Below are 19881 nucleotides of genomic sequence, written 5' to 3'. Positions count from 1 at the left end.
CCCGACAAGCTCGACCACCAGCTTAGACAGGCGCCCAACGGCCGCGGTTGCGGCGGAGCACCATCAGTGAGCCGGTGAGCGCAACGCGTTCGACGGCGTCGCGCATCATCGCTGCCGATTCGCGCGCCTGCTGGTTCTCATCGTTGTATTCGGTCGCCTCCACGAGGAAGCGGAGGTTCAGTTGGGGGACGCCGGCAGCTAGTTCGATCTGGTTGGATTCCACATGGTGACGGGTCTCCAAGGCCTCCACGGCGGCGGCCATCACTGCTTCCGGCGGGTTGCCAGGTTTCAGGCCGGTGATTTTCAGGCGGGTCTGGAACGAAGGCATGCCTTCAACCCTATCCCGGCCCCCGGTGGCTTGGTTGGTCCTCCGCTGGTCCCGCCGCCGGTCCTACTGCCGGTCCGGCAACCCAGCTTGCGCTACTCGCGGCCGCTCTCCCGGACGGGCACTGACCAGCGCTCTTCGATATGGCCGAAACGCCACACGCCCAAGGCAAGGAGCCAGGTGAAGATGAACAACGCCGCGGTTGTATAGCCGACGGCGGCCAGGTCGAGTCCGCCGATCACAGCCAGCGGCCCGGACCGGATCCCGGCGCTGTCCACCAGGAGGGAAATCAACTGCACGGAGCCGACACCCAGCGCAACGGCCACGGACAGCCCGGTGACCACCACGTTGTAGTAGATCCTGCGGACGGGCCGGGAAAGCGCCCAGCGGTAGGCGAAAGTCATAAAGCAGCCGTCCAGTGAGTCCAGCAGGCTCATGCCCGCCGCGAAGAGGACCGGCAGCGTAAGGATCGCGTACCACGGCAGCGCCGAGGTGGCAGCCCCGGCAGCCAGGATCAGGAGGCTCACCTCCGTCGCGGTATCAAAGCCCAAGCCGAACAACAGTCCCACGCCATACATCTGCCGGGGCTTGGTGATCAGTCCGGTCAACCGGCCGAAGAGCCGCGTCATCAGGCCACCGGGGGCCGGCTCGTTACCCAGTCCGGCGCCGTTGTCCTGGCTGGACCGCAGCCGCCGCGCCGACCGGAGCACCTCCAGGAGGATCACCAGGTTCAGGACGCCGATGAGGTACAGGAAGACGCCCGAGACTGCCGTTCCGAAGATCTGCAGGCCCGCCTCGGTTTCGCCCGTAACCACCCCGCCCTGGTCCGTCAGGCTACGGATTCCGGCCGCCAGCAAAGCGCACAGGCCAAAAACGACGCTTGAGTGGCCCAGGGAGAACCAGAAGCCCACAGTCACGGGCCTGTGCGCCAGGCGGGCTTGCCCGTTGCCGGCTTCCCCGTTGCCCGGCTGCCTGTCGCCTGGGTGGCCGTCGCCTGTGTGGCCCCTACCAGCGTGGCCGCCGCCTGAGAGTTTCCGGGTGGTGTTGTCGATGGCGGCGATGTGGTCCGCGTCGAATGCGTGGCGCAGCCCCAGCGTGTAGGCGGCAACGCCGAGGCCAATGCCGAAAACGCCGGAGGAGCCCGCCGGGAGGTTTTCTGCTGCCACAACGGCCAGCAGCACGCCCCAGCCCACAGCATGCAGGAGCAACACAACGGCCGCCATGCCACCGATCGATGCCCGTTCCCGGCCGGTCAGTGCGTACCCGGACCGTACGGTCGTGGGCTGCGGCGGCGTGTTGCCGCCCGCTTCCGGTTGCTGCATTGCCGAGCCTCCGGCTTCCGCGTCACTGCAGAATACTGGGATGACTATACGCCTCTACCCGACGAATGCGCAGCTGTCAAATTTTGAGGTTGATTTATAGCCTGGACCAGCCTATCTTGGCAGAGAGGGGGCAGTACCCATGCACGAACTCTCAATCGCACAAAGCCTGATTGACGCGGTTTTGGACAAGACCGGCGGCCGGGCAGTCACGGGTGTCAACCTTCGGATCGGACCGTTATCGGGTGTGCTGCCGGACGCCCTCCGTTTTTGTTTTGATGTGGCTTCAGCGGGTACCACCCTGGCAGGGGCGCGGCTGCTGATCGACGAGCCGCAGGCCCGTGGGCATTGCCGCGAGTGCGGAACTGACTTCGCGATGACGGACATGTTCCTTTTGTGTCCCTGTGGCAGTGCCGACGTCGCAGTAGTCAGCGGGCGGGAACTCAACCTCGTTTCGGTGGAGGTGGCATAGCGAAATGTGCGCGACGTGCGGCTGCGGCGATGAAGCTGCCCCCCGGGTGTACTCCCTGGAAGTGCCGGGCCAGGAAGCGCCGGACCAGGACGTGCCGGGCCAGGAAGCGCCGGGGGCCCAGGCACATGAGCATTCCCACGAACCTGGGCATTCGCACACGCATAACGGGCACACCCACAACGGGCACACGCACAGCCACCCTCACGACCACGGCCACGTGCACCCCCACACCGACGGTCACAGCCACACCCAAGCCAATACCCCGGAACTCATCCCGCTGGAACAGAACCTGCTGGCCAAGAACGACGTCCTCGCGGAACGGAACCGCGGTTGGCTCGCCGGGCGGAAGGTCAGGGCGCTGAACATGATGAGCTCCCCCGGCTCCGGCAAGACCACGCTCCTGGTGCGCACGCTCACGGAACTGGGCGCCCGGCTGCAGGCCGGCGTTATTGAAGGGGACCAGGAAACCTCCCTCGACGCCGAGCGCATCCGCAAAGCCGGCCGGCCCGTGGTGCAGATCAATACAGGAGCGGGCTGCCACCTGGATGCCGATATGCTCCGCCGCGGACTCGACGCGCTCGATCCGGAAATGGGATCAACCGTTTTCATCGAGAACGTGGGAAACCTCGTCTGCCCCGCACTGTTTGACCTGGGCGAAGCAGCGAAAGTAGTAGTCGTCTCAGTGACGGAAGGTGATGACAAACCGCAGAAGTACCCGCATATGTTCATGGCGGCTGACTTGGTGATCATCAACAAGTCGGACCTGCTCCCCTACGTCGAGTTCGACGTCGACGAATGCGTTCGCCGCATCCGTCGCCTGAACGCGCACGCACAATTCCTGGTCCTCTCGGCCACTACCGGCGACGGCATCACCGCCTGGTATGACTGGCTGGACGGCCGCTCCTCCCGGACAGAGACCCGCGCAGGGTCTTTGACAGGGTCTCTGGAAGAGTCCCTGACAGACGCACACTGAGCCCCCCGTACGGGCCGCGGAAAGAGGCACCAATGCCTACCGAAACTTCCCTCAGGGCCGAAGAAACCCTGATTCACGTGCTCTGGATCAACGCAGGGCTGAGCTGCGACGGCGATTCCGTCGCCCTGACAGCGGCTACCCAGCCCAGCGTGGAGGAGATCGCGCTCGGTGCCCTGCCTGGCCTGCCCCGCATCGCCATGCACTGGCCCCTGATCGATTTCGAATGCGGCCCGCAGGAGGGAGCCGACGATTTCCTGGAGTGGTTCCGCAAGGCGGACCGCGGCGAGCTCGAGCCGTTCGTCCTGGTGGTTGAAGGGTCCATCCCGAACGAGAAGCTCCACGACCCAGGCGGCTACTGGTGCGGGTTCGGCAACGACCTTGCCACCGGCCAGCCCATCACCACCAGCGAGTGGCTGGACCGGCTGGCGCCCAAAGCCACGGCCATCATCGCCGCTGGCACCTGTGCCACGTACGGCGGCATCCATGCGATGGCGGGAAACCCCACAGGCGCCATGGGCGTCCCCGACTACCTGGGCTATGACTGGAAGTCCAAGGCCGGCATCCCGATCGTCTGCGTGCCCGGATGCCCCATCCAACCGGACAACCTCTCTGAAACCATGACCTACCTGCTGTACCAGGCCACCGGACAGGCCCCGATGATCCCGCTGGATGATGCGCTGCGGCCCACGTGGCTGTTCGGCAAGACAGTGCACGAAGGCTGTGACCGGGCGGGCTACTACGAGCAGGGCGACTTCGCCACCGAGTACGGCTCCCCCAAGTGCATCGTCAAGCTTGGCTGCTGGGGTCCGGTGGTCAAGTGCAACGTGCCCAAGCGCGGGTGGATGAACGGGATCGGCGGCTGCCCCAACGTTGGCGGCATCTGCATCGGCTGCACCATGCCGGGCTTCCCGGACAAGTTCATGCCGTTTATGGACGAGCCACCCGGCGGCAAGCTCTCAACCAGCACCATCCGCCCTTACGGCGCGGCCATCAGGGCGCTGCGCGGCATCACCACCCACACGCTGAACCAGGAGCCCAAGTGGCGCCGGCCCGGCACTGAACTGCTGACCGGCGCAAAGCGCACCTGGTAAGTCCCCCTTTTCCAGACAGGTGAAGAACATGACCTCAACGATTCCTATGCCGTCCGGGAGCGGAACGGACAACAGCAACCTGGTGGAGATGGCCTGGGATCCCATCACCAGGATTGTGGGCAGCCTGGGCATCTACACCAAGATCGATTTCGCGAACAACCAGGTGGTGGAGTGCAAGAGCACGTCCTCGATTTTCCGCGGCTACTCCATCTTCATGAAGGGCAAGGACCCCAGGGACGCCCACTTCATCACCAGCCGCATCTGCGGGATCTGCGGCGACAACCACGCCACGTGTTCCTGCTATGCGCAGAACATGGCCTACGGCGTGAAGCCACCGAACCTCGGTGAGTGGATCGTCAACCTGGGCGAGGCCGCCGAGTACATGTTTGACCACAACATCTTCCAGGAAAACCTGGTGGGCGTTGACTACTGCGAAAAGATGGTCTCCGAGACCAATCCCGGAGTCCTGGCCAAGGCAGAAAATACCCGCGCTCCACACGAGGGCGACCACGGCTACCGGACCATCGCGGACATCATGCGCTCGCTGAATCCGTTCACCGGGGAGTTCTACCGCGAGGCGCTGCAGGTCAGCCGGTCAACCCGCGAGATGTTCTGCCTGATGGAAGGCCGCCACGTCCACCCGTCCACGCTCTACCCCGGCGGGGTGGGGACCGTGGCCACCATCCAGCTCATGACCGACTACATCACCCGGCTCATGCGGTACGTGGAATTCATGAAAAAGGTCGTGCCGATGCACGACGACCTTTTCGATTTCTTTTACGAGGCCCTCCCCGGCTACGAGCAGGTGGGCCTGCGCCGGACGCTGCTGGGCTGCTGGGGCTCCCTCCAGGATCCGGACCACTGCAACTTCGAATACAAGGACATGACCCAGTGGGGCCGGAAGATGTTCGTCACGCCGGGCGTGGTGGTGGACGGCAAGCTGGTCACCACGGATCTGGTGCGGATCAACCTGGGCATCCGGATCATGCTGGGCTCCTCGTATTACGAGGACTGGGAAGACCAGGAGATGTTCGTGACCCACGATCCACTGGGCAACCCGGTGGACCGCCGCCACCCCTGGAACCAGCACACCAATCCGCGGCCGCAGAAGAGGGACCTGAAGGAGAAGTACAGCTGGGTTATGTCCCCGCGCTGGTTCGACGGCCAGGACAACCTGGCGCTGGACACCGGCGGCGGCCCGCTGGCTCGGCTCTGGGCCACGGCACTCGCCGGGCTGGTGGACATCGGCTACATCAAGGCGACCGGCAGTAGCGTGCAGATCAACCTCCCCAAGACCGCGCTGAAAGGTCCTGTCTCTTTTGAATGGAACATCCCGCAGTGGAGCAACACCCTGGAACGCAACCGCGCCCGCACCTACTTCCAGGCCTACGCGGCCGCGGCGGCGCTGCACTTCGCCGAGAAGGCGCTGGAGGAAATCCGGGCCGGCCGGACCAAGACCTGGGAGACCTTCACCGTTCCTGACGAGGCCATCAGCTGCGGCTTCACCGAAGCGGTCCGCGGCGTCCTCTCACACCACATGGTGATCCGGGACGGCAAGATCGCCAACTACCACCCGTACCCGCCCACTCCGTGGAACGCCAGCCCCACAGACTCGTCCGGGACCCCCGGCCCCTACGAGGATGCGGTGCAGGGCCAGCCGATCTTCGAGGAGAACGACCGCGAGCATTTCAAGGGGATCGACATCATGCGGACCGTCCGGAGCTTCGACCCGTGCCTCCCGTGTGGCGTCCACATGTACCTCGGCAACGGCCAGACCCTGGAAATGCTGCACTCGCCCACCCAGACCCTGACCGGCGAGTAACCTGCCATGCCCGGCGCGGACCGGCAGCTGCAGACCAGCGAACTGAGGCCCGGAGAACGCATAGGTACGCTCCTCGACGCCCTCGGCGCCGGCGGGGCGGTGGCCCGCGGCCGCGCCGAAGACCTGGTCCGCCAGGTCACCGACATGTACGGTTCAGGGCTGGAACGCATACTGGAAATCCTCGATGAGCAGGGAAAGCTCGACGACGGGACGCTGGCAGCGCTCGCCTCGGACGAGCTGGTGTCCGGTCTGCTGATCATCCACGGCCTGCATCCCGAATCGATGGAGACGAGGGTGGCTGGCGCCCTGGACAGCGTCCGGCCGTACCTGGGCTCCCATGGCGGGGACGTGGAGCTGCTGGACATCAGCCCGGAGGGCGTCGTGCGGTTGAAGCTGCTCGGCACCTGCCAGGGGTGCCCGTCGTCGTCCGTCACGTTGAAGTTCGCCGTCGAAGAGGCGATTGAAACGGCAGCCCCGGAGGTCACGGCCATCGAAGTGGTGGAGGCGGAAAAGCACGCCGCCACCCCCGCCTTTATCCCCCTGGACTCCCTGCTGGTCCGGATGAACCACGCGGACTCCAAGACCAGCACAGGCGCAGGCTGGCAGGACCAGCCGGACGGGTCCTGGGAGCCAGTGCCTGGCGTCGCAGACCTGGAACCCGGCGACGTGGCCGGGTTCCAGGTGGGCGGCTATTCGCTCCTGGCCTGCCGCACCGGGCAGGACGTCTACGCCTACCGGGACCACTGCCCGCGCTGCGACGGGTCAATGGCGGGTGCCGCCTTGCAGCGCGCCCTGGCCGCCCCCGCCGGCGGCGGCTTGCTCCGCTGCCCCGTGTGCCGTTCCCACTTCGATGTCCGCCAGGCCGGCTCCTGCCTTGAGGACCGCAGCCTGCACCTGGACCCGCTGCCGCTGCTTGTGCGCAGCGGCGTGATGTCCGTGGCCGTGCCCGTTGCCGCGGGGAAGGGCGGCTGACGTGGAGGGGCCCGGCCTGCCCATTGCGCTGCTACGGCGGATTGCTGCCGCGCCGCCGGCAGCGCCCGCCGGCGAGCGCTGTGAAATGTGCGGGGAGCCCATCGCGGCCGAACACCAGCACGTGGTTGACCTGGACAGCCACGCCATGATGTGCACGTGCCGGCCGTGCTACCTGCTCTTTACGGACAGCAGCGCCCATCTCAGGTATCGGTCGGTGCCGGACCGGTACCTGTCCTTCCCCGATTTCGAGCTTGGCCCCGGCCAGTGGGACGAGCTGGAGATCCCCGTGGGACTGGCATTCTTCTTCCGCAGTTCCAGGATGGAGCGCACGGTGGCGTTCTATCCGGGCCCTGCCGGCGCCACCGAATCCGAGCTGCCCCTGGACGCCTGGGATGCCGTGATGGCGCGGAATTCCGCCTTGTCCATAGCCGCCCCCGACACCGAAGCCCTCCTGATCCGGGGCCCCGGCGTGGACCGTCCCCTGGCCGATTGCCACCTGGTGCCCGTGGACTCCTGCTATGAACTGGTGGGCCACCTGCGGCGGCTTTGGCGGGGGTTCGACGGCGGCCAGGAGGCACGCGACCAGCTCACCGCTTTCTTCGAAAAAGTCAGCAGCCGGAGCAGGCCGGTCCACGAAGCCACCCGGGAATCAGCCCCCGGAGGCCCCCAGTGATTGCCCTGGCATTCGAGGTCCTGGACATCCAGCCGGAGCCCTACGCGGCGGCACCCCAGCTCACGGCGACGCTGCGGGTGACCGAATCCACCGGCGCCGCAGTTCACGCCATCGCCCTGCGCAGCCAGGTCCGGATCCTGCCCCAGCGCCGCGGCTACACCCCTGGGGAAGAAGCCGGCCTGCTGGACCTGTTCGGCGAGCGCAGCCGGTGGCCCACCACGCTGAAGTCCTTCCTCTGGCTGCAGTGCAGCACCATGGTCCAGGGATTCACCGGGGAAACCGAGGTCCGGCTGCCGCTGCCCTGCACCTTTGACTTCGACGTGTCCGCCGCCAAGTACCTGCACTCCCTGCGGGACGGAATCGTCCCACTGGAACTGCTGTTCTCCGGCACGGTCTTTACCCGGGGCGAGGCCGGCTTCGGCGTGGAGCAGGTGCCCTGGGACCTCGAAGCCTCCTACCGCCTTCCCGTGGACGCCTGGCGCCGGCTGATGGACCAGTACTTCCCCAACACCGGCTGGCTCCGCCTGGACCGGGAGGTACTCGCCGCACTGTCGCATTACAAGGCCGCCCGCGGCCTGACCTCGTGGGACGCCACCCTGGAGAGCCTGCTGGCGGACGCCGCAGTATTGTCCCCAGCAGCGGCATCCCCCGCAGCAGCTTCCCCGGCAGCACTGTCAGGAGAGGCACTGCTATGAATATGAGCCTGAGCCTGGCCCGCGCCGTCGCGGATGCCGTCCTCTACGAGGGCTACCTGCTCTACCCATACCGCGCGTCGTCGCAGAAGAACCAGGCCCGGTGGCAGTTCGGCATCCTCGGCCCGCCGGGCGCCGCCGCGGCCGGGACCGGCGAAGAGCCGGACATGTTCGCGGACTGCCTGCTCACCCCCGGCCCGCAGGCCGCCATCGAAATCCATGTGCGCTTCCTGCAGCTCCAGAGCCGGACCGCCGAGAAAACGGACGACGACGGCGGGTTCACGGCGGTTGATGAGCTTACGGTCGGTGCCGCCCGCTGGCTGAGCTGGGACGAGGCAGTGGAGCGGGAAGTCACGCTCGGGCCGTTCGCCGTCGCCGGGCTTGTAGGGCGGGAAACGGTCCTGCCCGTGGCGGTTCCCGGCGGGGAGGACACCGAGGAACTCCGTGACGCCTCGGGGCGGCTGGCTGGACGGCTGGTCCGCCGTCGTCGTTCGCTGCAGGGCGAGGTAAGGCTGGCAGCTTCGCCTGCCGGCGGGCCACTGGTCAGGCTGCGCGCCGGCGTTGCCAATAGGGCCGCGAACACGGCGGCGGCCCCTGCGTCAGGTGTGGCGGATGGCTGGACGGATGCCTGGACACGACAGGATGCCATCGCGGAGTCCTTCATTGGCACGCACCTGCTCCTGAACCTCCAGGACGGCGATTTTGTCTCCCTGCTGGATCCGCCACCGAGCGCCCAGGCCGCTGCGGCCGCCTGTCGGCAGCACCGATGCTGGCCCGTCCTGGCCGGTCCGGAAGGGCAGTGTGACGTGCTGCTGGCATCCCCGATCATCCTCTACGACCACCCCGCCGTCGCGCCGGAAAGCTCGGTGGCGCTGTACGACTCCACAGAAATCGACGAGATCCTCACCCTTCGCGTACTGACCCTCACCGAGGAGGAGAAGGCCGAAGCCCGGGCCACGGATCCACGGGCGGCGGCCATCATCGACCGATGCGAGGCCATGTCCCCGGCGGACCTGCAGCAGCTGCACGGCATCCTGCGCAATCCGCATGCCCTGGACGGTGCTGCCATGGACGTCGCCCTGGACGGCCCGGAACCCTCACCCGGACGCAGCGGCGAGGAAGCCGCGTGGTGGACACCCGAAGCCGAAGCCCTGGTCCAGCCGCATTTGGATGCCGTCCTCATTAACGGGGTTCCCGTGGCCCGGGGCAGCCGGGTCCGGGTGAATCCGAGCAGGCGGGCCGACGCCCAGGACCTGTTCTTCGCCGGTCAAACGGGCCGCGTCACCAACGTCCACTTCGATGTTGACGGCAGCACCCACGTGGGCCTGGTCCTCGACCAGGACCCCGCCGCAGACCTCCACGAGGGCTACGGCCGCTCCTTCTACTACTCACCGGAAGAGCTCGAGCCCCTGGGGCAGGATGGAAAGGAAAGCCCGCCATGAGAATCATAGGAAGGGCCACCGTGGCGTTTCTGGCGGCGTTGGCACTCGGCGCCGTCTACGTGGGGATCCGGTCGGTTCCCGACGTCCAGCGCTACCTGAAGGCTCGGCGGATGTGAGCCCGGCATGACTGTGCTGGTGGCAGGCGTGGGCAACATGTTCCTGCGGGACGACGGCTTCGGCCCGGAAGTCGCCCGCCGGCTGGCCTCGGAGGGGGACCTGCCGCCCGGCGTCGAGGTGGCTGACTACGGTATCCGCGGCATGCACCTGGCCTATGATCTCCTGGCCGGAGTGGACGTGCTGGTGCTTGTGGATGCCGTGCCGCCGGAGCGCGGGACGGAACACAACGAAGCCCCCGGCAGCCTCCGCGTACTCCGGATCCGCAGCGAGGATCTCGACGCCGGCGCCACCTTGGACCCGCACGGCATGGACCCTGCCGCCGTCCTGGGCAAGCTCCGGTCGCTGGGCGGCGAGGCCCCCGTGACCTATGTGGTGGGCTGCGTTCCGGCCGACGTCACCGACGGCATCGGGCTGACACCGCCCGTGTCCGCCGCCATCCCGGCGGCGATGGCCGCCGTCGTCGATCTCCTGAGCCAGTACACCACCAAACAGACTTAAGGCGGACCAACCATGTGCCTCGGAATCCCCGGCCAGGTCATCGGCCCGATCGATGGCTACGGCAACCAGCTCGCCCTGGTGGACGTGGCCGGGGTGCAGCGCAAGATCAACATCGGGCTCCTGGACGACGGCCCGCTGCCCCCGGGCAGTTGGGTTCTGATCCACATGGGCTTCGCGCTTGAGCGGGTGGATCCTGCGGGCGCCGAACAGGCGATGAGCGGCCTGGAACTGATGGGCCGGCCACGGCTACCCGGCGACGACAACATGCCGCCTCCGACTGATAACCAGCAAGAAGGAGAACACCATGACACCGATGAATCCGTCCGAACCACGTGACTCCGAACCACGCGGCTCCGAAGGAACTGGCGAGGAGCAAGGGACCTCGCCCGGGACAGCGCGGGCCTGGGGCAGCGAGCCGCCCTTGAAGGAGCCCGCGCAGCCGGGTTCTGATGAAACCCCCGAGGACGCGGCCATGGCGCCGGAAGGGGTGGGCGAGAGCACCACGAGGCGTGGTGAAGACGTGATCAAGGAAGAAGGCAAAGAGGCTGGCCGCGAAGATACCGGCACGGACGCGGGCCCGGTGGAGCGTCCCACCGGCGAATCCTCACCCCGCGATTCGACCGGCGTCGAACCTCCGGAGGACCCCGACACCGCGGCACCGCAGGCGCCCTAGGCCCGGGTACCAAGGCTGTTGGTCGAGGTCGCAGTGCTTGAGGGCTTAGCGTTCCACCCTTTATCGTTTGAGTCTTTAGCGTTCGAGGGCGATAGCTGCGCCGCGATGCTCCACGCCGCTGTTGGCGATCTTGAGGTGCCTGCCGGTGAAGAGCTTCAGTTGCTGCAGCTGGTGCGGCATCAGCCGGTCACAGACCCAGTCCCAATGGAGCGAGACCACATCTCCGGCCGCGAGCCCGGCAATAAAGCCGGTTCCGTTCACGGCATACTTCGCGGTCTCCACCACGGGTTCGCCGACAGCCAGGGATGTGCCGTCCCACGTCAGGGGACTCGACTTCACCACGGCTTCGTCGCCCGTGATGGCCAGCACCTCGCCCCACCGGATCCGACAGCGGTCCAGGACGTTCAGCGCAGTGGCATACCGGCGGTCATCGCGCAGCAGACCCAACCAGGGATAGATCTCGAAGACGTGGAAGCTGTGGTGCGGGACACCGCCGGCCAGGACGCCTTCCACGAGGTGCGGGAACTGGCGGCCGGTCCGTGCCCGGAACCGGTCTTCCATCGAGTTGCCCATGGTGCTGACGCCCACGGTATCCAGGAGGCTGTTTCCCACCCAGTACGCTTCCACCACACGGGCGTCGAGCGGATCGTGGATGCCATGGGCCCCGGCAATCAGTTCCAGGTATGGAAAAGCACCGGCAAAGCCCTTCGCGAGTTCCCGCAGGCCCTGGTCCGTGACTCCGGACTGGCCGTAATGGAGCAGGGCATCGCTGTCCGGAGGCCCGCAGCTGCCTCGGGAATTGGGCGGGTAGGCATACCGCACAAACATCTGGGCACCGTCGATAACCATCGCGTGGCCACCTTCTCCGAGGGTCTTTCGAACGTAGCACCGCAGCCGGTCCCGGACAAGGGCGCGTTAGCCGCCGGGGCACCATAAAATCGTTGACAGCCTCGGCACGCGAGCGGATGCTGTGAAGACCGAAGCACAGGGGTCACACACATGGCAACCACTGATCTGAACCGCCGCACCGCCCTTCAACTTCTCGTGGCGGGAGGCTCTGCAGCCCTCCTGGCCGGATGCGCCGGCACCCCTGGTTCCCCGCCGTCGTCGGGCCCTGCAACGAACGGTGGCAACAGCGGCAGTGGCGCGATCAGCATCACCGACCAGCGCGGCAAATCCCTCACGTTTACCCGGCCGGTGACCCGGGTGGTGACCATACCCATGCCGGCTGCATCGCTGCTCGTGGCGGTGGACCGCACGGCGGACCACCTCGCCGCCATGCACAACGCCTCCTGGGTGGCGATGCGCGACGGCATCATGGGCACCATCTTTCCCAAGGCACTGGAGTTGCCGCACGAGATCGCCACCCAGGACTTCACGGCCAATGTGGAGAGCGTGCGCGCCCTGGACCCGGACGTGGTGATCCAGTGGTCCGACGCGCAGCTGATCGACCCGCTGGAAAAAGCCGGCCTGAACGTCATCGGGCTGACCAACACCGGCAAACAGGAAGACGTGGACGCGTGGGTAGCCATGTTCGCCACGATGCTGGGGAAGCCCGAACGCGCCGTGGATATCAAGAGCCGCAGCGACCTGGAACTTGCCGCCATCAAGAAACTGGCGGCTGGCCGGAACTCCACCCGGCCCAGCATCCTGTACTTCAACCGGTTCACCGGCGGCCTGAAGGTGGCCGCCGCCAACAGCTACAACGATTTCTACATCAAGCTGGTGGGCGGCACGAATCCCGCTACCGGAAACGATCCGCTGCAGGGCTCGGGCATGGTTGGCCTGGACGTGGAGCAGGTCCTGCGGTGGGATCCGGAGATCATCCTGCTGGGGAATTTTGACGCCGCCATGCCCCGGGATCTCTACTCTGACCCCGTCTGGCAGACCGTGTCCGCGGTCAAGAACCGGCGTGTGTACAAGGTGCCGCTGGGTGGGTACCGGTGGGATCCCCCCGGGCAGGAATCGCCTCTGATGTGGCACTGGCTCAGCGACATTGCCTTCCCGCAGCAGCGCTCCGTCCTCCGGAACAAGGTCACCGAGTACTTCGATTTCCTGTACAACCACAAGCCCACGGCCGCGGAGCTGGACAAAGTCCTGTGGACTGCGGCCAACGCCGACTCCGACCACTACCGGCAGTTCAATGCTGCATGACGCCAGCGACGAACGGCTTGAACTCGACGGCGACGGGCAGCCCGGTGAGCGGGCAGGTGGCGTGGCCCGGGACCGTGGCTCGAAGCCGGACACGGCGGGTGACAGGCGGCCTGAACCATCGGTACTGAAACCCATCGCCATCAGCACCACCTTCCTGATCGCTGTTACCCTGGTGGCTTTGGCCGTGGGCCGCTACAACGTACCGCTCTGGCACGTGGTGCAGATCCTGGTGGGGCAGGCCGTCCCGATCCCCTCCGACGCCACCGCCACGGAGCAGAATGTGGTGCTCCTGGTCAGGCTCCCCCGCGTGCTGCTGGCGCTGCTGGTGGGCGGCGGCCTGGCGATCGGCGGCGCCGCGCTGCAGGCCATCTTCCACAATCCGCTGGTCAGCCCGGACATCATCGGTGTCTCCGCGGGCGCGTCCTTCGGCGGCGCGCTGGCGATACTCCTGGGGCTGGGGACCTTCGCGCTCATCACCAGTTCCTTCGCATTCGGACTGATTGCCCTGGCCATGCTCTTCGTCATCACGTCCGGGCGCGGCGGGACTCCCCTGCTCATGATCGTGCTGGGCGGCGTGGTCACGGGATCGTTCTTCTCGGCCCTGGTAGCCCTGGTCACCTACATCGCCGATCCCAACACCACCCTGCCGGCCATCGTTTTCTGGCTTCTGGGGAGCGTAGCCACCGCCACCTTCGCCAAGGTGGCGGTGGCGCTGGTTCCTGTCGTCGGTGGGGCGTTGGTGCTCCTGGCCCTGCGCTGGCGCATCAACGTGCTCTCGCTGGGCGACGACGAGGCCACCGCGTTGGGGATCCGGCCCCGCCCGCTGCGCTGGGTGGTCCTGGTTTCGGTGGCGTTGATCGTGGCCGGGGCAGTGGCCGTCAGCGGCGCGGTCAGCTGGGTGGGCCTGGTGGTCCCGCACCTGGCACGGATGTGGGTGGGGCCGGACCATCGGGTCCTGTTGCCGGTGTCCTTCCTTCTGGGCGGCGCCTACATCATGTTGGTGGACACAGTGGCACGTACCGCAACGGCGGGCGAAATCCCTCTCGGTGTGCTGACGGCACTGATCGGTGCGCCCGTGTTTTTCGTCCTGCTGCGCCGTAACCGGGACAGGATCTGGGAAAGTGCTTGAGCTCCACGGCTTGGGCTACGGCTACGGCCGGACGGACTGGGTCTTCCGGGACGTCAGCTTCCAAGTTCTGCCAGGAACCGCCACCGCGGTCCTGGGACCGAACGGCAGCGGCAAAACCACGCTGGTGCGCTGCGCCGCCGGGCTGCTGAAACCGGTCGAGGGAAGCGTCACGCGGGCGGCCAGGGCGGGCTATGTACCGCAAGCCCACGGCAGTACTTTCGCTTACCGGGCCCTGGACATGGTGCTGATGGGACGTGCCCGGCAGATCGGCCTCTTCCGTTCGCCAGGTGCGGCGGACCGGGCTGCTTCCCTGGAGGCCATGGACAGGGTAGGCATCGCCGGCCTTCACGGCAGGTTTTTCCCCACCCTCAGCGGCGGCGAGCAGCAGCTGGTCCTGATTGCCCGGGCCATCGCGGCCGGCTGCCCCGTCCTGGTGCTGGACGAGCCCGCCACCGGTCTGGACCTGAAAAACCAGGTCCGCGTCCTGCGGCTACTGCGCGACCTGATGACGGACGGCATGGCGGTACTCCTCAGCACCCACCACCCGGACCACGCCCTCTACCTCGCGGACCGGGCCGTGCTGCTCACTCCCAGCGGACCCCGGACCGGCGATGCCCTGGAGCTCCTGAGCGAAAAGGAACTCACGGCCCTGTACGGCGTGGGCGTCAGCACCATGGCGTACACCGACGGTCGGAGCACCCGCCGGACCGTGGTGGTGCGCTATGGCGGCCGGTGAGAGAGTGTTTGGTTCACGCAAACGCTCTCTCACTTAACGCAGGAAAAACCCAAACGATATCTCACTTTCCCTAAGAAAGTGAGAGATCGTTTGGGAAGCACCCGCATTAAGTGAGAGAGCGTCCGAGGGGTGGGGGGTTAGCCCGTGTTGCGCAGGCCGGCCGCTACGCCGTTGACGGTGATCAGCATGGCCCGCTGGAGCCGTTCGTCGATCTCGGCACCGCTGATGCTTTCGCCTTCGGCGCCCTGGGCAGCCCGCACGCGGCGGAGAAGCTCCACCTGCAGGTAGCTGATGGGGTCCAGGTACTGGTCCCGGATCTCCAGCGAACGCTTCAGCGTGGGCTGGGCATCCAGAAGGACGTTCTCACCGGTCAGGTTCTGGATCTCGGTGACCGTGAGGTCGAACTCTTCACGGATGGCCGCGAAAATGTGGTGCAATTCCTTGGGAACGAGGGTGGCCACGTAATACCCGGCGATGTCCAGGTCCGTTTTGGCCAGCGTCATCTCCACGTTGGAGACGACCGACCGGAAGAAGTGCCAGTTTTGCATCATCTCCACCAGCTGAGCGGAGTTTCCGGCCTCGCGGGCAGCCTTCAGGCCCGAACCAACACCGAACCAGCCCGGCACGATCTGCCGCGACTGCGTCCAGCCGAAGACCCACGGGATGGCGCGTAGGCCGCCAAGGCCCGCCCCGGAATCCGGGCGTTTGGACGGGCGGGAGCCGATGTTCAGCGAGCCCAGCTGCTCCACCGGAGTGGAGGCCAGGAAGTACGCGGGCAGGTCCGGATGGTCAATCAGCTTCCGGTACCGGTCGAAGGCACCATCGGAGACGATTTCCATAACGTGCCCGTACCGTTCGCGCTGGTCGTCCGACGTGCGCGGGTCCCGGTGCAGGGCCGAGCCCTGCAGCACTGCCGCGAGGGACAGCTCCAGGTTTTCCCGTGCCAGTTCGGGCAGCGAGTACTTGTCCGAAATGACTTCGCCCTGTTCGGTGAACTTGATCTCACCTTCGAGCACGCCGTTGGGCTGGGCCATGATGGCGTCGTAGGTGGGTCCGCCGCCGCGGCCCACGGACCCGCCGCGGCCGTGGAACAACCGGACGCGGACACCATGCTTGGCCGCCACGTCGCGCAGGTTGCGCTGGGTCTTGTGGATCTCCCACTGGCTGGTCATCACGCCGGATTCCTTGTTGGAGTCCGAGTAGCCCAGCATGATTTCCTGGACGTCGCCGCGCAGCCGGACCAAGTCACGGTAGGACGGGACGGACAGCAGCTGGTCCACGATCTCCGCCGAGGCACGCAGTTCCTCCACCGTCTCCAGCAGGGGCGCAAACCCGATCTTGGCGTAGGGAGATTCGCCGAACAGGTTGATCAGGCCTGCCTCCCGGGCCAGGACGGCCGCGGCCAGGACATCGTCCGCGCCTCGGGTCATGGAAATGATGTAGGTCTCGATGACGTCCGGCCCATATGTGCGCAGGGCGCGGCGGACCTCACGGAAGACGTCGTACGTGCCGTCAGCGACGCCGTCGAGCTTGATCGGGTGGCCGGACAGCGGCCGGCGTGACGCCAGCTCCGAACCGAGGACCTCAAAGCGTTCCACGCGGCTCAGTTCCGCGTAGCGGATGCCGGGGCCGCCCAGCCGGTCCATCAGCTGGCCAACGGCGTCGTGGTGGTAGTCGGCGTGTTCGCGAATGTCCAGGGTGGCCAGGTGCAGGCCGAAGGACGCGACCGCGCGGCGGACGCGGGCCAGCGCGCCATCGGCAGCGAGTGACGCCGAGTGGTTGCGGAGGGACAGCTCCAGCAGTTCGAGGTCGTTGAGGAGTTCCTCTGTGGAGCTGTAGTCACGGCCGTGCTCATGGGTGGAGTCGGCGACTACCCGCTTGCCCGTGTTGATGAGCTTGGCCTTGATGCACGTGAGCTTGAGGCGGTAGGGCTCCTGGGCGTTGAGCTCCAGGACGCGCCGGTCCAGGCCCGGCAGCTTCTTCAGGTCCGCGTCGATGGAGTCCAGCAGGGTCTGGTCCGCGCCGGACAATGCGGTGGAGTTGGACAGGATGGAGATCAGCTCGTCCATCATGGCGATGCTGATGCGGACGGCGTGCTGGTTCTGGATCTGCAGGATTTCCCTGGTGACCGCTGCCGTGACGTTGGGATTGCCGTCCCTGTCGCCGCCGATCCAGGACCCAAACCGGATGGGTGCGTCCTGGGAGGACAGGCTGACGCCGTGCTCGCCGAGCAGTTCAGAGAAGTCGGAGAGCATCTCGGGCATGGCGTCGGTCAGGATGCCGCCGAGGTAGTAGATCGCGTTGCGGGCCTCGTCCACAGGGGTGGGGCGTACCTGGCGCAGTTCGTCGGTCTGCCACATCTGGTCGATGACTTCCGAGAGCTGGCGGTCCTGCCGGCGGCGCGCGGTGGTGCCTTCCTTGGTGGGCTCGGCCAGGACGTCAGAGAGCTTGCGGATCTTATCCAGCACGGAACGGCGCGAAGCCTCGGTGGGGTGGGCGGTGAAGATGGGGCGGACGTCAAGCCCGTTGACCACTTCCTGCAAAACTTCGGGCCCCGCCTTGGCGGCGATTTCGGTGACAGCCTTGGCCAGCCACCCGTCCTTCTCCGTCCGCGTCCGCAGGCCGCGGACGCGGTGGACCTGCTCCGCGGCGTTGGCCAGGTGGAAGTAGAACGCGAACGCACGCACCAGGTCAGTGGCCTGCTCGATCGGCAGGGAGCCGAGCAGTTCGCGGACCTGTTCGACGACGTCGTGCGCGCTCCAGGGGCCGGTGGCATCGGCACCGCCGCGGGCGGCTTCCTTGGACTCCTTGGTGAGGAGGCGGACCTGCTCCACCAGATCCAGGAGTTCGGGGCCGTGCTGGCGGACCAGGGATTCGCCCAGCAGGGTGGAGACACGCCGGACATCGGCCCTCAGCTCAGAGGCGAGGTCGGTTGATGAATTCATTGCAGCAGTGTTAGCCATGGAAACTGTCTTTCGAGGGTTCGGACTTGGCTCGTACACTGCGCTGGATACTGTGAGCCACGTTACTAGCTATCGATGCTACCCGCACGCGATGGCGAAGGCGGAATCCGTCTCACTTCGTGTCACGCCATCCTCAGCGGGCTACTTTGAAGTTGAACTCGCCGGTGCCCAGCGCACCCCAGACCCGCAGCCAGAGCGGCAACACCATTTCCGCGCCGCGGGCAGTGGTGATGTCGCCGAGGTCAAGCACGTCCGTGTGGCCAAGGGCGGTCAGGATTTCAGTTACTGCCGCCTTGGCCCCGGCATCGTTGCCGGAGACAAACACCGTGTGGTCTCCGCCGGCTACGCGCCCCGGATCAACCATCACACTGTTGGTCATGGTGTTCAGTGTTTTCACTACCCGGGCATCCGGGAAGGCACGCTGGATCTGTTCGCCGAGGCTGTCAGTATTTACGGGATTCAGTGCCGGCGGGAACCCTTGGGTGAAATCGAGCGGATTCGCCACATCCATCACGATCTTTCCAGCCAGGTTCGCTGCGCCTGCCTCGGCGAGCGCTGCGAGAGAGGCCGTGCCATTGGTGGCATTGACCACTAGTTCGCTGGCTGCGGCCGCACCGGCAAGTGTGGCGACGCCTATCTCCTGATGGGATGCGTGCCACTGGGAAAACGGCGGGCCTCCGGTGGCGCCAGGTTCGGTGCGTGCCAGCGTGGCCTGCGGGTCACGGGTTCCCATCACCACATCGTGCCCGAGCCGGGACAAGGCTTCGGCGAGAGCGGGCCCCACGCTTCCGGTTCCAAGTACTGCAATCTTCATGTCACTCCCGTTCGGCTTGCGGTGGTCCATACCAAACGTTACTCGCCCACTGGTATGGACGCCGTGGAATGAACGGTGTCTGCCCGGAGTTGTAGCCGGGGAATCAGACCCGCTTTGGAGGAACCATGAACACCACCGCAGCCGCGCAGCTGGAACGCTGGCAGCGTTTCCGCACCAACCGGAACAAAGCCCTCGCCACCCGGCACGGCTGGCTGACCCTCACCTCCTTCCAGTGGCTGGAATCCCGGCCCGCCGGCGTCGACCTGTCCCCCGGCCTCTGGTCAACGGACGGCACGACGGCGACGCTCACCGCCGCCGCGCAGGACGGGCTGACGCTGGTGGAAACCGGCGAGCCCGTCGACGGGACCATTACGGCTTCCCTCGCCAACGAGGAATCCCTGATGTGGGTGCAGTCCGGCGGCGTGGACGGGCAGCAGGTGGTGGTGGAACTGGCGATGCGCGCGAACAAATATGCCATCCGGACCCGAGACTCCGGCTCTCCCGTCTTTATGGAGTTCGACGGCGTGCCCACCTTCGATTTCAACCCGGACCTGGTGATTGAAGCAGGCTACGAAGCGTATCCAGAACCGGTTGCCATCCCGATCGGAACAGCCAATCCGCTGGTGGACGGCGTGCATTATTCGGTGGGCGAGGTGGTTTTCCGGTTACCGGGCATTGACCATGAGTACCGGCTGCACGCGGAGGAGGAAAAACTGGGGGCACTGACCATCACGTTCCACGACGAGACCAACGGCGACTCGACGGATGACTGGCGGAAAGTCTCCACCCCCAGGCCCCGGGTTGATGCGGCCGGGAACGCCACGGTGGTCCTGGATTTCAACCGGGCAATCAACTACCCCAGCGCCTTTACCCCGTACGGCACCTGCCCCATGCCCGTGAAAGGCAACAGCCTGGATGCGAAGATCGAAGCCGGCGAGAAGGACCCGATGCTCACCGACTGAACGCGAACGTACACTTGGGGCCCACATCGCCGGGCCCCAAGTGTACGTTCGCGC

21 protein-coding genes are annotated in these 19881 nt (G+C 66.4%); 16 read left to right on the top strand and 5 right to left on the bottom strand.

What is annotated here, in order from left to right; translation table 11 throughout:
• Window positions 1-22: 22 nt before the first annotated feature.
• Complete coding sequence (locus ACZY1F_RS13535; RefSeq protein ID WP_463942171.1) at window positions 23-328, bottom strand: hypothetical protein; 306 nt, start codon at window positions 326-328, stop codon at window positions 23-25.
• A gap of 92 nt (window positions 329-420) precedes the next feature.
• Window positions 421-1647: a HoxN/HupN/NixA family nickel/cobalt transporter gene (locus tag ACZY1F_RS13530; RefSeq protein ID WP_463942169.1), complete on the bottom strand. Its 1227-nt coding sequence runs from the start codon at window positions 1645-1647 to the stop codon at window positions 421-423.
• A 139-nt stretch (window positions 1648-1786) separates the two neighbouring features.
• Between ACZY1F_RS13530 and ACZY1F_RS13525 the strand changes: the two genes are divergently transcribed.
• The 12 genes from ACZY1F_RS13525 to ACZY1F_RS13470 are packed head-to-tail and all read left to right on the top strand — an operon-like array spanning window position 1787 to window position 11069.
• Window positions 1787-2116 (top strand): hydrogenase maturation nickel metallochaperone HypA/HybF, encoded by a 330-nt coding sequence (locus tag ACZY1F_RS13525; RefSeq protein WP_463942167.1) that lies wholly within the window; start codon window positions 1787-1789, stop codon window positions 2114-2116.
• A 4-nt stretch (window positions 2117-2120) separates the two neighbouring features.
• A complete protein-coding gene (gene hypB / locus ACZY1F_RS13520) occupies window positions 2121-3089 on the top strand; it encodes a hydrogenase nickel incorporation protein HypB (RefSeq protein WP_463942166.1) in 969 nt (322 codons plus the stop codon).
• 32 nt (window positions 3090-3121) lie between these two features.
• Window positions 3122-4180, top strand: a complete 1059-nt coding sequence (locus tag ACZY1F_RS13515; protein ID WP_463942164.1) for an NADH-quinone oxidoreductase subunit B family protein — start codon at window positions 3122-3124, stop codon at window positions 4178-4180.
• A 28-nt stretch (window positions 4181-4208) separates the two neighbouring features.
• On the top strand, window positions 4209-6002 hold the full coding sequence (locus tag ACZY1F_RS13510) for a nickel-dependent hydrogenase large subunit (RefSeq protein ID WP_463942162.1): 1794 nt from the start codon (window positions 4209-4211) through the stop codon (window positions 6000-6002).
• 6 nt (window positions 6003-6008) lie between these two features.
• Window positions 6009-6974: a NifU family protein gene (locus tag ACZY1F_RS13505; RefSeq protein ID WP_463942160.1), complete on the top strand. Its 966-nt coding sequence runs from the start codon at window positions 6009-6011 to the stop codon at window positions 6972-6974.
• A gap of 1 nt (window position 6975) precedes the next feature.
• Entirely contained in the window at window positions 6976-7647 is a 672-nt protein-coding gene (locus ACZY1F_RS13500; RefSeq protein ID WP_463942159.1) for a DUF5947 family protein, read from the top strand.
• Window positions 7644-8342 carry a DUF6084 family protein gene (locus ACZY1F_RS13495; RefSeq protein WP_463942157.1) on the top strand — a complete coding sequence of 233 codons (699 nt, stop codon included), beginning with the start codon at window positions 7644-7646 and terminating at the stop codon, window positions 8340-8342. Before ACZY1F_RS13500 ends, ACZY1F_RS13495 begins: the two co-directional genes overlap by 4 nt.
• Entirely contained in the window at window positions 8339-9781 is a 1443-nt protein-coding gene (locus ACZY1F_RS13490; RefSeq protein ID WP_463942155.1) for a hypothetical protein, read from the top strand. Before ACZY1F_RS13495 ends, ACZY1F_RS13490 begins: the two co-directional genes overlap by 4 nt.
• Window positions 9778-9897 carry a DUF6893 family small protein gene (locus ACZY1F_RS13485; protein ID WP_463942154.1) on the top strand — a complete coding sequence of 40 codons (120 nt, stop codon included), beginning with the start codon at window positions 9778-9780 and terminating at the stop codon, window positions 9895-9897. The genes ACZY1F_RS13490 and ACZY1F_RS13485 overlap by 4 nt, the downstream gene beginning before the upstream one ends.
• Before the next feature lie 7 nt (window positions 9898-9904).
• Complete coding sequence (locus ACZY1F_RS13480; protein WP_463942152.1) at window positions 9905-10396, top strand: hydrogenase maturation protease; 492 nt, start codon at window positions 9905-9907, stop codon at window positions 10394-10396.
• Window positions 10397-10408: 12 nt separating this feature from the next.
• Window positions 10409-10732, top strand: coding sequence for a HypC/HybG/HupF family hydrogenase formation chaperone (locus ACZY1F_RS13475; protein WP_463942151.1), 324 nt, complete (start codon window positions 10409-10411; stop codon window positions 10730-10732).
• Complete coding sequence (locus tag ACZY1F_RS13470) at window positions 10701-11069, top strand: hypothetical protein (RefSeq protein ID WP_185262507.1); 369 nt, start codon at window positions 10701-10703, stop codon at window positions 11067-11069. Before ACZY1F_RS13475 ends, ACZY1F_RS13470 begins: the two co-directional genes overlap by 32 nt.
• A gap of 75 nt (window positions 11070-11144) precedes the next feature.
• On the opposite strand, the gene ACZY1F_RS13465 is transcribed toward ACZY1F_RS13470, so the two are convergent.
• On the bottom strand, window positions 11145-11918 hold the full coding sequence (locus ACZY1F_RS13465) for a DUF6390 family protein (RefSeq protein ID WP_463942150.1): 774 nt from the start codon (window positions 11916-11918) through the stop codon (window positions 11145-11147).
• A gap of 150 nt (window positions 11919-12068) precedes the next feature.
• Here ACZY1F_RS13465 and ACZY1F_RS13460 point away from each other — a divergent pair, with 150 nt between their 5' ends.
• The 3 genes from ACZY1F_RS13460 to ACZY1F_RS13450 are packed head-to-tail and all read left to right on the top strand — an operon-like array spanning window position 12069 to window position 15088.
• Entirely contained in the window at window positions 12069-13223 is a 1155-nt protein-coding gene (locus tag ACZY1F_RS13460; protein WP_463942149.1) for an ABC transporter substrate-binding protein, read from the top strand.
• Window positions 13213-14352, top strand: a complete 1140-nt coding sequence (locus ACZY1F_RS13455) for a FecCD family ABC transporter permease (protein WP_463942148.1) — start codon at window positions 13213-13215, stop codon at window positions 14350-14352. The genes ACZY1F_RS13460 and ACZY1F_RS13455 overlap by 11 nt, the downstream gene beginning before the upstream one ends.
• Window positions 14345-15088 (top strand): ABC transporter ATP-binding protein, encoded by a 744-nt coding sequence (locus tag ACZY1F_RS13450; protein ID WP_463942147.1) that lies wholly within the window; start codon window positions 14345-14347, stop codon window positions 15086-15088. The genes ACZY1F_RS13455 and ACZY1F_RS13450 overlap by 8 nt, the downstream gene beginning before the upstream one ends.
• 137 nt (window positions 15089-15225) lie before the next feature.
• Here ACZY1F_RS13450 and ppc read toward each other — a convergent pair whose 3' ends face one another.
• Together ppc and ACZY1F_RS13440 are read right to left on the bottom strand one after the other, a co-directional pair.
• Window positions 15226-18051, bottom strand: coding sequence for a phosphoenolpyruvate carboxylase (ppc, locus tag ACZY1F_RS13445; protein WP_463942146.1), 2826 nt, complete (start codon window positions 18049-18051; stop codon window positions 15226-15228).
• A gap of 133 nt (window positions 18052-18184) precedes the next feature.
• Window positions 18185-18865: an NADPH-dependent F420 reductase gene (locus ACZY1F_RS13440; RefSeq protein WP_463942145.1), complete on the bottom strand. Its 681-nt coding sequence runs from the start codon at window positions 18863-18865 to the stop codon at window positions 18185-18187.
• A gap of 125 nt (window positions 18866-18990) precedes the next feature.
• Between ACZY1F_RS13440 and ACZY1F_RS13435 the strand changes: the two genes are divergently transcribed.
• Window positions 18991-19827, top strand: a complete 837-nt coding sequence (locus ACZY1F_RS13435; protein ID WP_463942144.1) for a DUF1684 domain-containing protein — start codon at window positions 18991-18993, stop codon at window positions 19825-19827.
• The last annotated feature ends 54 nt before the right edge of the window (window positions 19828-19881 follow it).

The organism is Pseudarthrobacter xylosi (assembly GCF_055412765.1).
The sequence above is the reverse complement of the archived record's forward strand: the minus strand, read 5'-3'. Positions and strand labels throughout refer to the sequence as shown.

Bases quoted from the DNA above. Each gene is read 5' to 3' on its own strand.
- ACZY1F_RS13480 (WP_463942152.1), top strand. From the start codon at position 9,905: ATGACTGTGCTGGTGGCAGGCGTGGGCAACATGTTCCTGCGGGACGAC.
- ACZY1F_RS13455 (WP_463942148.1), top strand. From the start codon at position 13,213: ATGCTGCATGACGCCAGCGACGAACGGCTTGAACTCGACGGCGACGGG.
- ACZY1F_RS13505 (WP_463942160.1), top strand. From the start codon at position 6,009: ATGCCCGGCGCGGACCGGCAGCTGCAGACCAGCGAACTGAGGCCCGGA.
- ACZY1F_RS13465 (WP_463942150.1), bottom strand. From the start codon at position 11,918: ATGGTTATCGACGGTGCCCAGATGTTTGTGCGGTATGCCTACCCGCCC.
- ACZY1F_RS13440 (WP_463942145.1), bottom strand. From the start codon at position 18,865: ATGAAGATTGCAGTACTTGGAACCGGAAGCGTGGGGCCCGCTCTCGCC.
- ACZY1F_RS13475 (WP_463942151.1), top strand. From the start codon at position 10,409: ATGTGCCTCGGAATCCCCGGCCAGGTCATCGGCCCGATCGATGGCTAC.
- ACZY1F_RS13525 (WP_463942167.1), top strand. From the start codon at position 1,787: ATGCACGAACTCTCAATCGCACAAAGCCTGATTGACGCGGTTTTGGAC.
- ACZY1F_RS13535 (WP_463942171.1), bottom strand. From the start codon at position 328: ATGCCTTCGTTCCAGACCCGCCTGAAAATCACCGGCCTGAAACCTGGC.
- ACZY1F_RS13470 (WP_185262507.1), top strand. From the start codon at position 10,701: ATGACACCGATGAATCCGTCCGAACCACGTGACTCCGAACCACGCGGC.
- ACZY1F_RS13485 (WP_463942154.1), top strand. From the start codon at position 9,778: ATGAGAATCATAGGAAGGGCCACCGTGGCGTTTCTGGCGGCGTTGGCA.
- ACZY1F_RS13490 (WP_463942155.1), top strand. From the start codon at position 8,339: ATGAATATGAGCCTGAGCCTGGCCCGCGCCGTCGCGGATGCCGTCCTC.
- hypB (WP_463942166.1), top strand. From the start codon at position 2,121: ATGTGCGCGACGTGCGGCTGCGGCGATGAAGCTGCCCCCCGGGTGTAC.
- ACZY1F_RS13510 (WP_463942162.1), top strand. From the start codon at position 4,209: ATGACCTCAACGATTCCTATGCCGTCCGGGAGCGGAACGGACAACAGC.
- ppc (WP_463942146.1), bottom strand. From the start codon at position 18,051: ATGGCTAACACTGCTGCAATGAATTCATCAACCGACCTCGCCTCTGAG.
- ACZY1F_RS13515 (WP_463942164.1), top strand. From the start codon at position 3,122: ATGCCTACCGAAACTTCCCTCAGGGCCGAAGAAACCCTGATTCACGTG.
- ACZY1F_RS13435 (WP_463942144.1), top strand. From the start codon at position 18,991: ATGAACACCACCGCAGCCGCGCAGCTGGAACGCTGGCAGCGTTTCCGC.
- ACZY1F_RS13530 (WP_463942169.1), bottom strand. From the start codon at position 1,647: ATGCAGCAACCGGAAGCGGGCGGCAACACGCCGCCGCAGCCCACGACC.
- ACZY1F_RS13460 (WP_463942149.1), top strand. From the start codon at position 12,069: ATGGCAACCACTGATCTGAACCGCCGCACCGCCCTTCAACTTCTCGTG.